Origin of the sequence: Shewanella sp. 1CM18E, assembly GCF_023161665.1 — a bacterium.
GTDB lineage: Bacteria > Pseudomonadota > Gammaproteobacteria > Enterobacterales > Shewanellaceae > Shewanella.
This window is the reverse complement of the sequence record NZ_JALNTW010000016.1, coordinates 82092-96097: the sequence shown is the minus strand read 5'-3', so window position 1 is coordinate 96097 and position 14006 is coordinate 82092. Positions and strand designations below refer to the sequence as shown.

Here is a 14006-nt window from a genome sequence, read left to right as displayed (position 1 = left end):
CATTAAACGTACTTCAGGCAAAGCCTAATTGATGATAACCACCTACTGAAGTAGGTGGTTTAGGGCTGAAAACAAAAGGCACCTCAAACCAGCTTAGGTTATAAGGTGCCGTCTTCACATCAAGCGTTAACAGTTAAACGCAGCTTGGTTTTTACAAAGCTGATTATGCGCACTTTGTTAATCTTGCTAAAGTTTAAGTCGCTAAAATTTAAGTCGCTAAAATTTAAGTCGCTAGGGCTGGACTAAAAACGCTTAAATTAACTTACGTAAAGCAGCGTTTAAAAAGCGCTATTCTCAAACTCTACTATGTCGCTGCTAGCCAGCTCAATTTGCTTAACTAAACTTGCAGTTTGTACCGCCCAGTAATGCATGAAAAACTTCGCTGTTGCCAATTTATCTTGGTAAAAATCACTGTCGTCAGTCCCATTGTCTAAGCATTGTAAGGCTTTTTCTGCTGTGCGCGTCCACATCCAAGCTAATGCAGTAATGCCGAATATTTGTAGGTAAGCCATTGAGGCAGCGCCAATTAAATCAGGGGTTTTAGCCGCTTTTGCGACTATATAACCTGTTGCCTTTTCAAGATCTGCCGCTGAGGCCATTAAACCGTCAATATAAGGTTTCATCGCATCATTTTGTATATTGCGCTCTATTAAGGTTTTAACTAACTCTGACCACAATTTAAGAGTCGCGCCTTTATCTGCTAATACTTTACGACCAATAAGATCTAGTGCTTGCACGCCATTTGTGCCTTCGTAAATCATCGCAATTCTACTATCACGCACAAATTGCTCCATGCCCCATTCATGGATATAACCATGACCACCAAAAACTTGCTGTGCATCAACGCAGGCTTTAAACCCCTGTTCAGTTACAAAACCCTTAACGATAGGCGTAAACAGGGCCGCCAATTTTGATGCTGCTTTAGCTTGTAAAGGGTCAGAATGACGCTCAGATTCATCAAGCCACAGCGCTTGTTGGCCCATAAGTGCACGAGTACCTTGATTAAACGATTTTTGAGCCAACAACATGCGACGCACGTCACCATGCACCAATATAGGATCGGCTGCTTGCTCAGCTTGCTTCACGCCACTTAATGCTCGGCCTTGAATTCTATCCTGAGCATAAGCAAGGGCATTTTGATAAGCTATTTCAGAAACACCCAGCCCCTGTAAACCAACACCTAACCTTGCTTGGTTCATCATAGTAAACATAGCCCGTAAACCTTGGTGTGGCTCGCCCACCAGCTCGCCAATAGCGCCATCAAAATTCATTACACAAGTCGAGTTACCATGGATCCCCATTTTATGCTCAAGACTCGAAGCTTTTAGCTTATTCAATTGCCCTAACGAACCGTCATCATTAATAAATACTTTTGGTACCACAAATAAAGAGATCCCCTTCACTCCTTCGGGAGCATCAGGCAGCCTTGCCAATACCAAGTGAATAATATTGTCAGTAAGATCATGATCACCCGATGAGATAAAGATTTTCTCTCCGCTGATAGCGAACTCTCCGTCAGCCAAAGGCATTGCCTTAGTACGTAATAACGCCAAATCTGTCCCTGCATGAGACTCAGTCAAGTTCATGGTTCCAGTCCATTCACCACTGACTAATTTTTCTAAATATTTAGCTTTTAAACTATCACTACCGTGGGCATGAATAGCAGCATAAGCGCCGTGGGTTAAGCCGGGATACATGGCAAAAGCCATATTGGTTGCGGTTTTCATTTCGGTGGCAAAGACGCCAACCACTTCAGGTAACCCTTGGCCGCCAAATTCAGGATCACAGGTTAAGGTTGCCCAGCCATTATCAATATATTGCTGATAAGCATCACTAAAACCTTTTGGGGTAATAACCTTACCATTTTGTAAACGACAGCCCTCAACATCGCCACTACCATTTAAAGGCAACATGATATCAGTTGTAAAATCAGCGACACCTTGCAGCACTGCATCAATCAACTCAGGATCAAACTCATCAAAGCCTTGCAACTCTGGCTGTTGATAGACGTTAAGTAATTCACTCAAAATAAACTGATAATCACGTATTGGCGCTTGGTAGATAGGCATAAAGAGATCCCTTGTTCTTATACATAATTTTTATAATTAATGGTCGGTGCTCTGACCACCTTTTAACCACCATAACCAAGTTTGCACAAAAACACAGCTATTTTTTGGCCAGTAACTATCTAAGAATATGCCCGAATTGATATGACGGAATAACAATCAAGATTAGCAAGCACTAAATAAACACTAGTCCTTATTTTCAACAGTCAGTGAGCTGTCAAAGCTGCTGAGAAAACGATGGGGTTCGTCCAAACCAAGGTAAATGAATTCATCAGAACGTAGTTTGATTTCGACATTAGGAACACCGGATAAATTGAATCTCTTAACCATGCTTGATCTTGGTATAAAGTGTTGATTCAGCTTTATTTGTTTAATATCACTTATCGCTATTTCTAGAGGGTTCCAAACGCCATATCTAATAATGATACAGCTTGGTGTGATTGAGATAGGTCGAATAGCAATCGCTCTATACTCTGCAATAAAAAATATTAACCCGAATAACGTCAAACCAGTAACGATATTGGCTGCTAGAGGTGACCATAGGAAATGAAGTACTAAATGCATGATTGGCAACTCAAATAAAATCATAAAAATAAAGCCTAATTGATTGCTTTGAGTACAATCCTTTTTATGACAGCTAAAGTGATGCTCCCCCCTAAAGTGTTGTGCTTTAACTCTTTTTGAAAACAACGCATAAGTCCAAACTCTCGCTTCAATCGACAAGAGTGCACTAAAGGGTGTTTTTCCGAACGCCTGCTCAATAGGTCTAGTAATTGCTAACTCGGGATCTTGCTTTGCCGCTAGTGATGCTCTAATTGCATAAAACACCGTAAAAATAGTCATGGTTTCGAAGATAATAAACAGGCCTAGGACTAAATAACGCCCTAACTCTAAATAAGACCATATCAACTTTGAGTCGTCAGGAATAACAACACTACCGAGCAAAACAATTAAACACGTATAGGCAAACGCCTTTATCATGGCGTCTTTAGGATTTTTAATGCATAAAAAACATAATAGCGGCAACACAATGAGGCCATCAATAAATAACAACCACTCCATTTTTGCATGGCCAAAGTCATTCAAATCACTAGAACTGAGGTAGTAATATGACCAAAAGCCACTAATAACGATTAAGAACAGCAATGGAATTCGTTGTAAATTTAGGTGTTTCATCTATTACTCCTCAATCAATATTATTGCTCTTTACAACCATTCTCGGACAATTTAAGCCATTCATCTTCACTCGGCATAATCGCAAACTTAGCTATGTTGTCGCTCATGCAGGCAGTATCCCAGTTAGCTTTAGAGTTAATGTAAACATGCGCTAAAACTTCACTAATAACCGATTCAGAGAGCAGGCCTGCTGGTACCCAATAGGTTTTGCCATCCTGATTTACATTAGGTACAGGGCAGCCACATTGGGCACAAAAATCAGACTTAAAGCCAGAGGGAGTAACGAATGAACGAATATATTCAAGCCCTGAACACCAAGTAAAATTATGGCTATCGATAACAAGAGCGGAGTTTGAAGAAGAACCTGATACCTTTCTGCATAAGGAGCAGTGGAACTGGTAGATAGGGGGTAGTTCACCGAATAATTTAAACGACACCTTTGAACACAAGCAGCTTCCTTTCAACCTAATTCCCTTTAGCTATTTAATTACTTATAGAATTATTTATCCAGTTGCTTATACATAAGTGACCAGTGTTAGCACAACCAAATTAAGACTAACCTAATTAAGTCATAATCTAAACAGAGAGAAATAGCTTATCGCTAGTTTTGTCAGTCATGCTGGGTCTCAGTTAATAATCAAATTTCCTTCACAAGTTAGCTTTCTTCTCCCACAGCAAAAAATGATTATTCCCTAACAAAAACAATAGCTACTTGTTAAATTGGTTGCGCAAAAGTAAAGTGCGTTGCTATTAAAACATATAGAAGAACATAAGCTACTGCCCTTCAAAAGGCGTATACATGGACGTTCTCAAGTTAAAACCTAAGAAATGAATTAAATAGGGACATTAATGAAATACACATCACCTTTATATTTATTCTCAACAATAATTGTACTTTCAGCATGTGGCGGGAACGGCGGTTCCGATAACTCAAACGACAACGTTATAAGTCCAACAGTCCCCGAAACCCAAGTTTCATTACAACTGACCACAACGGATCTCCAAATCAATAGCCATGAAGGTGATGCGCTTCCTGTATCATTTAACGGAACATGGAGCGCTAGCCATTTAGGTGATAAAAGTATCTACCTCCAATTAAAAGATGAGACGGATAACTATCTAAGGTCTGTTATTTCTGAGCCATTACAAGCAGAAAATTTTTCTATTAGTACGAGTATCAACAGCAATCTACAAATCGGTAAGCATACAAGCCAGGTTTCGATAATTGCTTGCAAAGACAGTAATTGTGAGGACACTTATACGACTTCTGAAGTTGCTGTAAATATTCAATTCAATGTTAAAGCTGTACCAGAATGGCAAACACATCAAGCAAATTCTTCTCATAACGGATACGTCCCTATTTGGCTTAACAATTACAATTTTAAGAAATTGTGGGAATGGCAACGCAGTGCATCCGGCGTCCTTGCAGGTATTAATTCACCAGTCGCTGGCAATGGCGAGGTTTACTTATCCACTGACGTTTATTTTGACGAAGCTGCAGTTATTGCATTAGATGAACGAACAGGTGAAGAGCGCTGGCGAGTCTCTTTTGGCAGCGTGCCATCATTAAATCCACCAGCGATTAATAAAGAGTCTCTTTTTGTCGCGACCTCTGGACATGAGCATACAAAGATTTGGGCTATTGACAGAGCTGAAGGCAAACTTAAGTTTCAATCAAGTTTCTCTTCTCAATGGGGAAACTATCTTGCTCCTACCGTTTATGGGGAGCACATTTACCAAACTGGTGGCTATTATGGTGGCCACACCTACGCTTTTTCAAATGAGAGTGGTATCAGCTTATGGTCCCAATCCCAAGGAACAACCTGGGGAATGGATACCGCGGCGGTAAACGAGCAACATGTTTATGTGCATAATGGCGCAGAGCTAAGCATCCTAGAAAGAAGTAATGGCCAATTAATCAGTAAAATTACAGACCCTTTCGGTAACAGCGATTATGACTATCATGGCTCTCCAGTAATAGGCTCCAAAAATAACGTTCTAGCTTTTAGTGGAGGCTCATATAGCGGCCGGGCTAGTAGCAACGCTGAACATGCAGATGACCGTGTCATTTCCAACTTTGACATTGAAAATCAACAATACCTTTGGTCTAGTTCATTTGCTTATAAAACATTTTTTGCCCATTCAAATGGTGTAATTTATGCTGGAAAAAATGACCCCGTAGCGCTAGATGCTATTGACGAAGTCACAGGCAAAGTCTTATGGAGTTGGGTTCCACCAGCGACCGAAGACACCTCTTTTCATCGAAATGTCGTTGTCACCAAGAATGCTGTATTTGTCAGTACTAATGCTAATGTTTATGCAATCGATTTAGAATCGAAAGAGTCGGTTTGGAGTTACAATGAACCGGGAACAATCACCATCTCAGATAATCGTATTCTATTTCTTGCTCCTGGTTTCGTTGAAAGTGATGGTAGCTTAATTGCTTTCGACCTAGATAACCTCTAAATAAACCTATTCAGATATCTCATAAGGTAATACCTTCCTCTATGCTTTGCGAGCTATACTTATAAGCTCGCAAAGCTATCTTGTTTTATCTAACATTCCCCATTATCTCCAATAATTGAACTTTGTTTGCTCAAGAGAACAGCATTACCGCAAATAGGTGTAAAAGAATGCTTATCTCGCCCATAAAAACGGGGTAAGCTAATCCAACTATTCATGATAACGCTTTGAAAGGACAACACCTCATGGGTTCGGTCACCACCAAAAAACACGCTAATGGATTAGACTACGTCGACGTTAATACGCCTTTATGTAAAGCTCGGATTTTTCTGCAAGGTGCACAAATTGATTATTTTGAGCCTGTAGGCAAAAAACCATTACTGTGGGTTTCAAGTGCTGATGATTATGAGCCAGGCAATGGTATTAGAGGTGGGATCCCGGTTTGTTGGCCTTGGTTTGGTATGTCTGACACCCCAGACTTTCCACAGCATGGTTTCGCTCGAACTCGTATTTGGTCGCTCGAATCTGTAAAAATGCGTGATCAAGTAGTCGATTTAAAATTTACGCTAAAAGTTAGTGAAGAAGATAAGCAATACTGGCCTCACGACACTGAAGTCGAAGTATTAATGACCTTAAGTGATACCCTTAGCGTTAGCTTGGTTAATATCAACAAAAGTGACTATGAAATCAGCTTAACCCAAGCATTACACACCTACTTTCCAATTGAAGACATTCATCAATTAAAAGCCTCTGGCTTTACTGGCTCTAAGTACATTGAGTTTGGTAATGGGCCATTTGCTCAAGAGCAAGATGGCGTCGACTTCACTCGTGAAACTGACCGTGTATATACCGAGCTAGGTGAAACACAAGAGCTACACACACCAGATGGCATCATTGAAGTCAGCCGTGAAAACAGTACAAGTGCAGTGCTTTGGAATCCTTGGATTGATAAATCAGTACGTTTATCTCGCTTTAATAGCGATGATTACCTCACCATGGTTTGTTTAGAAGCCGCTAACGTACTTGAAGATAAAGTCGTGCTAGCGCCAAATGAGAGTCACACGTTAACCACACATATTCGCTGGAAGTAGCATAACACTTAGCGTTATATAACGATTTAACAAGCTCTCGCCTAACCCGCTTTAGCACAAAAGCCGGTCAGCAGTTCACTCACTTCACTGCTGACCGTTTAGGCTCCTTGCTCGCCACACACAAATATTCAAAGCTCACGCATCGACATATTCACCATTTAGCTGCCACCATAATTAATCAACACATCTACTCAGTAACAAACTCGCTTAAATCCAATTCTTCTCCCAAAATCGGTGAATTAAATTGCGATGCTTTGTCTGCAGTATGATGGTCACTATTATGTGTGTTCACTGTTGCTATAGAAAACACAAAAATAATAAAGAACAGTAAATTACCAAATAAAAGATATGGCAGGTTGCCGGACGTTCTTATTGCAATGGCAACACCAGCCAGTAAATTTAAGCCAAGTAAGGCAAACATCATATTGACTAATAAATTAGCACTATCAATAACATGCAAGTAATGCAAAATGGCCATCACAACTAATAAGCAACTACAAACCGCGGGAACAAAAATTAATAACCATGCAAAATTTTTCAAAGTGAACCTCTTCTCTGTTAAATACTGCTGGCTAAATAGCTCTGCGGCTAACAAAGCTTTTTAGCCAAAAGAACAGCGAAACTACTCAGTCACGCTCACTATTGAGCAAATCAATAACAAATGGTTCAACTTGTATCACCTAAAATCCCCGTTTGAATGCTTTTGTTTGAGCTACATCACAATCTTCACGCCATCATCGGCAGCCCTCAATGTTGCCAACCAATCAGTTAGCACCGAATTAGTCTGTTTCGTTACTGAATTAAGGTGTTAGAATCAGAGGACTATACTAAAAGTTACTAAGCAAACAATACTCTGCAAACAACACTCAGCAACTGAGCGACTTTTAGAACGCAATAAACGGGATCAGGCAAGTGCAACAGGCTGTAAAACAAAACAGGCAACAAAAAGCCACCCGATATCTAGTTCGGTCATTGCTTTGTATAGCCTTGCTCATCGCTATTGCTGCTGGAGTAACACTCAAGTTTTATGAAAAAATCACTATCAAACTGGCAAATCAATACTTGTCAGCTTATAACACTCAAGTACACCAACTCAGCTTTTCTCCCAAAAGCCTTACCCAATGGCACATTGCAAACGCGTTAATCAGCGTAGATAACACCGACATCCGTTTGACAGAACTCAATCTCGTGTTTGATAAAAACACTCAACCTTGGGCATTTGAGATCAATGATCTGTTGGGGCTATCTGTTGAACGTGTTGATGTTGCGCTGTCACCAAGTGCGTTGTGGCGGTCAAATTCTGCCCCTAATGCCACTGGTCCAGCCGTTGGCCTTAATTTTGATTCACTTCCAGATATTAAGCTCAACCAAATTCATTTAAGCCTTAAAGGCATAAAAGCGTCAGAGTTATCTGTAGATTTGCAAAATTTAAGCTTAAATAAGCTTGGGCAACTTCAAAGTCAGATTTTTTTTAATAAAAAGCCCCTGCTTACACTTTCTGCAGACCTAAATGAAACAGAATGGAACGCTAGCAGCAATATTGATTTAAGCTTACTACAAGCATTTAGCCGTCAGCTCGCTCAAAGTGAGCGACTTCTTTTCGTGAATAAAACCAATGTCATAAGCGCTACTAACGAGGTAAACCATAATCACCAACACCAGAGCTTACTCGCACCGCTATATGAGCTTGTTCAAACGATAGACGACAAACATATTCAGCTTGATGCCAATCTAGACTCAAGACTCAAGCTGAATTTAAAAACGGCGCAAATCAGCTCGCAACATACATTAAGTCAAGCGAGTTTGGTTTTTGATGATTTTGAGCAAATACTGCTAAGGCCAATCAGCCTTGATACGAGTGAAAAAAAACAACCTAGCTCCCCTGGGGTAAGCTTTGATATTTCAGGGCATATTACCGAACCGACTCTAACAATAGCCCCGTTTTCACTACCGCTTAGGTTGGACACAAAACTGTCGGAAACGGAGCAAACAATAGTCTCGATAAACAGTGATGACCGGCTTAAAAACCTGCTAAAAAAGCTCAATGATAAACCGTTTGAACAAGCACTAATCAACCTTTATCAGCAGCTAAGCTTAAACGATTCAAATATTGTAAATGGCAAGCCAAACCAACTGATTCAGCGCCCTAACCTGCTGATTAATTTAGGCCAAGGCTTAAGTTATCAAATGACTGCAAGCAAGCTAAACATACCTTCACTGTCAATAGAACTCAAAGACAGTAAATTAAGTGCGGTAATTGCAGCCAATGATCTCAATTATCATGTAGATAATAGTAACGCTGGCTACCAGCTAAAAACCGATTGGCATATAAGTGCATCGCATAGTCGAGCTATAACACTTAACCGATTATGGCCAACACTCAATAAACTGCCTTACCAAATTAACTTCAACCAGTCTGAGATTAATCTATCGGGAAAGCTTAGTGCAGACCAAACTGGCAACGATACTGATTTCAATATTCAAATAAAAAGCGGTGCGCAACAAACAAGTAAAGGAATTGAGTTAATTCAACGTGATTTGGCTCAATCAGCTAATAGCGCTTCATTAAAAGCCCATTCAGCCGCCAAGACCAAATTACACATAGCTCAAACCAAGCTAGTCCTTGATTCCCCAGTTGCGTATCGCTTTAGCATGAACGCAAATAGTGACTATTTCACTGGCAGTGCAAGTGCAAGCAAACAGCTGACCATAAACCAATTGAGCATTCCAGCATTTAGTTATCAAGTGTCAGATTTAAACAGCAACATTGTGACTAATAATGAGCGAGAAGAACAATACGCATTAAAAGTTGCTAGCATAGGCCTTAAACTACAAGCCCCAACTAAGCTAATATTGCGTTCATTTGCAGCATCGCAGCAATTAACTACAGCATCTAATTCTAAGACCCACACGGGTCCTAAAATTAACACTCAGACTAATGCTAAAACTAATGCTAAAACTAACTCTAAAACTGAGCCATTGAGCGAGGCTGCGCAGCAGAGGCAAAAACTAGCTGCACACAATCTCCCGCTTACGCAGCAACTACTATCTCATAAGCTCAATAATCAAATAGCAATTGATATATCAAACGTTCGCTTAGATAAATCGAGTTATAACCGCCCACTAGAGCCAATAAACTCAAGTAACTTGCATGGGATTGCTGAAAAGAATAAACCGAGCAAGCTTAGTAAAAGACGTCATATTAAACAGAAGCTAGCGGAATTTGACGAGATCTCACTACTTCAGGCACTCACTTTAAATAAGCAAACTCTTCAAACTAATGAAAGCTGGCAGATAAATGATCTTAACCTAACTAGCCAACATCAACTTGCACCACAACATAATCTCAAACACTTTTTGTTAACCGGCGACTGGCAGTTTAGTAGCGAATTCGCCCCTATTTTGGCCTTTCTCAGTCAAACAGACAGCTTACCTGAATCGCTTGATATTCAAGGCAATGCTGAATTTGCTATGCACTATGAGCTTGAAAAAAATCAACAATTAGCTTTTGTGGCAAGTCTTATTCCACAAGTTAAAGATATAACCGGTAGTATAAATAGTTTGCCATTTGAAGGTGGCAATATGGACACCCAATGTAACTTTAACTGGCAGCAAAATAGCGACAATAAACGTAAAAGCGAATTTAATTGTGATAATATAGCCTTATCACTACTGGCGTTTAACCCTGGAGTGCTTATCACAGATATTAACGCTGAAGCTGCAGTAAACTTTGCTACCGAGTCTCAAACTAATACCTCAATCAACAATCCACAAACGCTAGACGCTAAAGCCGCAGAGCAACAAACAAGCGATAGCAATAACCTTGCATTAGCTAAGCAACTACTGGGCGTCAAACAAGCTTCTGTTGCACTTACCGCACAAGGGGATTTACTTGGTGGTCAGCTGCTCATTCCGCAATTTGAGTTAAATTTAAAACAACCTTCATCAGCATATTTTGTACTGCAACAAATAGATTTAGAGCAGCTATTAGCCATTCAACCTCAAGTTGGTGTTTATGCTACAGGCATTTTTGATGGCGTCTTGCCAGTCAATCTTGATAACGGTAAGGCCAGTGTTATTGGTGGAAAGCTTGCTGCTCGGGCACCTGGCGGGTTAATCGCTATTGGCAATAACCCTGCTATAGAGCAAATGCGCCAAAGCCAACCTTATCTAGAGTTCGCATTTTCAACACTTGAGCACCTTAACTATTCTCAGTTATCTAGCACATTTGATATGAACGCTCTCGGTGATGCCATACTTAAAGTCAATGTAAAAGGTCGCAGCCGCGGTATGGAGCGCCCTATTCACTTTAACTACTCTCAGGAGGAGAACATGTTACAGTTACTTAGAAGTTTACAGATTGGTGATAATTTACAGAACCAAATTGAGCGAGCAGTAAAATAACAACTGGGTAAAACCTAACAATCTGTTGTTTTTATTGTTTTATATATTTATAAATTAATGGTTCCCAATATAGTCCAAGCGAATAAGGAAAGGATAAGCCAATGAGCACATTGCATGATCCTAAAAATCAAAACCTGATAGCTCATCAAAACTCTAAAATAAAAAATGCTAGAGTACTATTGAGTGTCATGTTAGCGACATATGCGTTAGTGGCTTGCAGCCCAACAGTAAAAATTGAACCACCTGATAAGCCGATTGTGATCAATCTTAATGTCAAAATTGAACATGAAATAAAAATCAAAGTCGACAAAGAGTTAGATCAGCTTTTGTCTGATGACGAACTGTTTTAGCAAAGGAATGATAGGAGAACCCCATGAAGTCTATATTACTTGTACTTGTTGCAGGCTTAGTACTTAGCTTTAATGCCTTTGCTATTTCTTTGCAAGATGCTAAAGCTCAAGGGCTAGTTGGTGAGCAGCTTAATGGCTACTTAGGCGCAGTAAAAAGTTCAGCTGAAGCTAACGCGGTAGTGAGTTCAGTCAATGCTAAGCGCAAAGCCCATTATGAGAAGATAGCTAAGAAAAATCAGATCACCGTTAATGATGTGGCCAAGTTGGCTGCTGAAAAAGCAATTAAAGCCACTAAGAAAGGTCATTACATTAAAAATAAATCCGGAAAGTGGGTCAAAAAATAACTGCCACAAAGCTTAGGATATATTGACCTAGGTTATTTTTTCGCGCAAAAATCCTTATATTAGGCAAGCACAAATTCAAGTTATACGAATTTGTGCTGCCCATTGCCTCTCCGCTTTACGAATCAACTCAGTATAAACTTACTATTGAAACCACTGATCTAGTCAGCTATCATCGGCTTTTTTATGTGGTTGATAAATAATGACAAAATATACAGAATACAAAGTTGTTCATATTGTTGAAGGCGGCTGCGGTACTATTTTTCTAGGCGCTAGTGGCTTACCTATCCAGAAAATTGAAGCTGAGATGAATAAATACGCTCAAGATGGCTGGCAGGTTGTTTTCCAAGTGCTAGAACAAAAACGCTTTATGCTATTTTGGAAGCGTGAAGCGGTTATTCTTACCTTAGGTAGATAAGCTTGTTTAAGCAAATATCGCTAAAATTGATCCACCGCTATCAAGCTAGTGGTGGTTCAAAAAAGCTGTTAAATATCGAGTGTAATTTTGAGCCGACATGCTCTGAATATACCAAGCAATGCATTATTAAATATGGTGCAGTAAAAGGCTGGCGACTAGGTTTATCGCGCATTAAACGTTGCAATCAGCCCGACCTTTGCCAAAAAATTTACGATGAGGTCCCCTAGTGCAATATTTGCAACCTTGGAACGAATTGGAAGAACAAGAAGAGCAACTTCGAAACCAAGTCAATGAGCTCCCCGCTGAACAGAAAAAAGCCTATTACAAACAGCAATCCACACAGCTAAAAGATCCTGATACTTACGCCTCGTTGAACTGGTTATTTTTAGGTGGTTTCCATCATTTATACCTAAAGAAATATCAACTCTTTGCTATTGAGTTCATTTGCTTAGTCATTGGTATTACTGGGCTTTGTTTAGGTTATCATCAGGCTGTTTATTTACTGCTCGCAATAGCTATCTACGAGCTACCACAACTGTTTTTCTCTCAAAAAATTGCTAGGCAATACAACCATAAAGTCTCTGAAAAAATATTCACCGAACTAGCAAATTAACATGCTTAAAGTGAATGGTATTTTCAACAGGATTTAAACCAAGAGTACTGCCAACATAGGCTTATAATTGCTACAACACAGTTCAAAGGAGAGAACCGTGAGATCACTTAAGTTAGCAGGAACCTTAACCGCAATAGCTGCAGTAACTCACCTAATAATTGTTGCCGGTGGTGCAGACTGGTACCGCTTTTTTGGTGCAGGAGAGCAAATGGCACAAATGCAGGAGCAAGGATCATCCTATCCAGCGATTATCACTTCCATCATCGCCAGTATTCTTGCAATTTGGAGTTTGTACGCTTTTTCAGGCGCGCAATCCATTAGAACACTGCCTTTGCTCAAGCCTATTTTGTCAATTATCACACTCATATTTTTGACGAGAGGCCTCTTCGCCATTCCAGTTGTGCTATTCGCTGACTCGCCATATATGGCAGAGCTAGCCGGCAATATGAGCTTTATGCTCATATCCTCATTGATCTGCTTAGTTATCGGCTTCAGTTATGCCATAGGTACTTATCAATTACTCACAACCGCAAAGCGACAAAAGCATAAAGTTCAAGGGAATAATTAGACTTAACAAGGAAACAAAATGGAATTTATCGAACCATATCGACTTACAGTCTTAGTACTAGGTTTATCCGGCGCTTTATTTTGGTTACAGCTAGCCATAGTGGATATTGTAGGGATCAGAGCCAAACACACTCCCGGCTTTGGCATTGAGCAAGATCATAATCAGTTGCTCTTTAGAGCGAATCGCGCCCTAGCAAACAGTAATGAAAGTATCGGCATTTTACTGCTATTTGTACTATTCGCGATATTGTCAAATGCAAATCCGAATTGGCTCAATGACTCCGCCCTTGCCTATTTCATTGGTCGAGCGTTACATATGCTTTGTTATTATCTAAATATCAAAGTGTTGCGTAGTATCGCTTTTGGCGTCAGTTTTAGCGCGCTGCTTGCGATGTTTATTGTTGGGCTACTGGCTTGGATACAATGATAAAATAACGGCAATAACACTGATTGGTATAACAAGGTTTAAGCCGAGTATTAGACCTTGTTACTTATTTCAGACCGAATTTGAATGACT

14 protein-coding genes are annotated in these 14006 nt (G+C 40.0%); 10 read left to right on the top strand and 4 right to left on the bottom strand.

Annotation, left to right across the window (positions count from 1 at the left end; translation table 11 throughout):
• Positions 1-278: 278 nt before the first annotated feature.
• The 3 genes from MSG37_RS17660 to MSG37_RS17650 form a co-directional block, all read right to left on the bottom strand.
• Positions 279-2069: an acyl-CoA dehydrogenase C-terminal domain-containing protein gene (locus MSG37_RS17660; RefSeq protein WP_248471989.1), complete on the bottom strand. Its 1791-nt coding sequence runs from the start codon at positions 2067-2069 to the stop codon at positions 279-281.
• Positions 2070-2252: 183 nt separating this feature from the next.
• Complete coding sequence (locus MSG37_RS17655) at positions 2253-3242, bottom strand: PH domain-containing protein (protein ID WP_248471988.1); 990 nt, start codon at positions 3240-3242, stop codon at positions 2253-2255.
• A gap of 20 nt (positions 3243-3262) precedes the next feature.
• Positions 3263-3679 carry a GFA family protein gene (locus MSG37_RS17650; protein ID WP_248471987.1) on the bottom strand — a complete coding sequence of 139 codons (417 nt, stop codon included), beginning with the start codon at positions 3677-3679 and terminating at the stop codon, positions 3263-3265.
• Between the two features lie 412 nt (positions 3680-4091).
• Between MSG37_RS17650 and MSG37_RS17645 the strand changes: the two genes are divergently transcribed.
• Positions 4092-5708 carry a PQQ-binding-like beta-propeller repeat protein gene (locus tag MSG37_RS17645; RefSeq protein WP_248471986.1) on the top strand — a complete coding sequence of 539 codons (1617 nt, stop codon included), beginning with the start codon at positions 4092-4094 and terminating at the stop codon, positions 5706-5708.
• Positions 5709-5950: 242 nt separating this feature from the next.
• Positions 5951-6796 carry a D-hexose-6-phosphate mutarotase gene (locus tag MSG37_RS17640; protein WP_248471985.1) on the top strand — a complete coding sequence of 282 codons (846 nt, stop codon included), beginning with the start codon at positions 5951-5953 and terminating at the stop codon, positions 6794-6796.
• Positions 6797-6983: 187 nt separating this feature from the next.
• Here MSG37_RS17640 and MSG37_RS17635 read toward each other — a convergent pair whose 3' ends face one another.
• On the bottom strand, positions 6984-7337 hold the full coding sequence (locus tag MSG37_RS17635) for a hypothetical protein (RefSeq protein ID WP_248471984.1): 354 nt from the start codon (positions 7335-7337) through the stop codon (positions 6984-6986).
• Between the two features lie 371 nt (positions 7338-7708).
• Between MSG37_RS17635 and MSG37_RS17630 the strand changes: the two genes are divergently transcribed.
• The 8 genes from MSG37_RS17630 to MSG37_RS17595 all read left to right on the top strand — a co-directional run bounded on the left by MSG37_RS17630 (position 7709) and on the right by MSG37_RS17595 (position 13916).
• Positions 7709-11200 (top strand): YdbH domain-containing protein, encoded by a 3492-nt coding sequence (locus tag MSG37_RS17630; RefSeq protein ID WP_248471983.1) that lies wholly within the window; start codon positions 7709-7711, stop codon positions 11198-11200.
• Between the two features lie 101 nt (positions 11201-11301).
• Positions 11302-11550, top strand: a complete 249-nt coding sequence (locus MSG37_RS17625; protein WP_348984463.1) for a YnbE family lipoprotein — start codon at positions 11302-11304, stop codon at positions 11548-11550.
• A 23-nt stretch (positions 11551-11573) separates the two neighbouring features.
• Positions 11574-11894, top strand: coding sequence for a YdbL family protein (locus tag MSG37_RS17620; RefSeq protein WP_248471982.1), 321 nt, complete (start codon positions 11574-11576; stop codon positions 11892-11894).
• Between the two features lie 199 nt (positions 11895-12093).
• Positions 12094-12309 (top strand): DUF4177 domain-containing protein, encoded by a 216-nt coding sequence (locus MSG37_RS17615; RefSeq protein WP_028766941.1) that lies wholly within the window; start codon positions 12094-12096, stop codon positions 12307-12309.
• 2 nt (positions 12310-12311) lie between these two features.
• Complete coding sequence (gene yidD, locus MSG37_RS17610; RefSeq protein ID WP_282446710.1) at positions 12312-12536, top strand: membrane protein insertion efficiency factor YidD; 225 nt, start codon at positions 12312-12314, stop codon at positions 12534-12536.
• Positions 12536-12922 (top strand): TM2 domain-containing protein, encoded by a 387-nt coding sequence (locus MSG37_RS17605; RefSeq protein ID WP_248471981.1) that lies wholly within the window; start codon positions 12536-12538, stop codon positions 12920-12922. Before yidD ends, MSG37_RS17605 begins: the two co-directional genes overlap by 1 nt.
• Positions 12923-13019: 97 nt before the next feature.
• Positions 13020-13490 (top strand): hypothetical protein, encoded by a 471-nt coding sequence (locus MSG37_RS17600; RefSeq protein WP_248471980.1) that lies wholly within the window; start codon positions 13020-13022, stop codon positions 13488-13490.
• 18 nt (positions 13491-13508) lie between these two features.
• Positions 13509-13916: an MAPEG family protein gene (locus tag MSG37_RS17595; protein ID WP_248471979.1), complete on the top strand. Its 408-nt coding sequence runs from the start codon at positions 13509-13511 to the stop codon at positions 13914-13916.
• Positions 13917-14006 lie beyond the last annotated feature (90 nt).